1 protein-coding gene is annotated in these 1,194 nt (G+C 58.0%); it reads right to left on the bottom strand.

Annotation, left to right across the window (positions count from 1 at the left end):
* The coding region (locus GV002_RS24140) for an IS110 family transposase (RefSeq protein ID WP_160020790.1) at positions 1-933 on the bottom strand (933 nt) is incomplete at its 3' end.
* Positions 934-1,194: the final 261 nt, after the last annotated feature.

The raw sequence follows: 1,194 nt of genomic DNA, 5'->3' as shown, positions 1-1,194 counted from the left end.
CCTGAAATGAGCCTGATCACGGAGCATCGCATTGAGGATGGTAAGCAATTTCCGCATGCAGGCGACGACCGCTACTTTGCCTGGTTTCCCCTGTTCCTTAAGTCGCCGGTAGAAGCTGTACACGACCTCGTTGTGGCTGCGAATGGCCGACAGCGTAGCCATGTAGAGCACCTTCCTGACTTCGGATCGTCCACCCCAGACTCGCCGGGTACCTCGGTAGTAGCCGCTGTCCCGATTGAATGGCGCCACCCCCACCAGTGCTGCAATCTGCTTGCGGTTCAGGAGGCCCAGCTCTGGCAGTAGAGCTAGTAACGTGATTCGACAAACAGGCCCGATACCTTTCACTTCAGCCAGCAAGTCATCCTTGGCCCGCCAGATCTCTGACTTTTGAATGGCGTCATTTAGCCCTGCATCGTTGGCTCTGAGGCGCTTCTCCAGCCACTTGATGTGCAGCTTGATGTCGCGTCGCAGGGCCTTGCCCACCGCCTGCTGCAAGCGCAGCTTTTCGGCGACCATCATGTCGACCAGTTGTCGCCGACGACCAACCAGATCCGCCAGTTCGAGCGCCTGCTCATCGGGTAACGGGCGGATGGCGGGACGGATGGCAATGCCGAATGCGGCGAGAACCCGAGCATCCAACGCGTCGGTCTTGGCCAGTTGACCCGATGCCTTGGCAAAGTCACGGACTTGCCTTGGATTGACCAGCACCAACGGCAATTTCTGTGCAGCTAGCTCCGCAATCAGGAGGCGTTCCAGGCCACCCGTTGCCTCAGCCACGATCAGGTGGGGTACCAAGGCCAGCATATCGGTAGCCAGTTGGGCCCTGCCTGGAGTGTCGTTGGCATAGCGCTGGAGCGTGACGCTGCCACTGACGAAGACATCGAGAAAGTTCTTCGAGATATCGATTCCAACAACGAGAAGTTCTTGGTTCATGGCATTCCTCTCTCACCCTGACTTGCAGAAACGAGCTTTGAGCTCAGGCAACCGTTCGGGTTAATCAAGAAAAACCTGCTCCGACCCTCGCTCGCCCACGATCTGGAGATCTAGTCACTGGCGGTCTGGAGCAGGTGTGGAACAACTTACAAGTCACTTTCTCTTGCTTGCCCAAGAGAAAGTAACCAAAGAGAAGGGCACCCCGACATCCGAGCTAGGCGCCCCCGCCCTGCTGCGCCGGGGTTCCCTCGCTCCATCACC

The sequence above is a fragment of the Pseudomonas sp. 8O genome, from assembly GCF_902506495.1.
In the GTDB taxonomy this organism is placed as follows: domain Bacteria; phylum Pseudomonadota; class Gammaproteobacteria; order Pseudomonadales; family Pseudomonadaceae; genus Aquipseudomonas; species Aquipseudomonas chaetocerotis.
The sequence above is the reverse complement of the archived record's forward strand: the minus strand, read 5'-3'. Positions and strand labels throughout refer to the sequence as shown.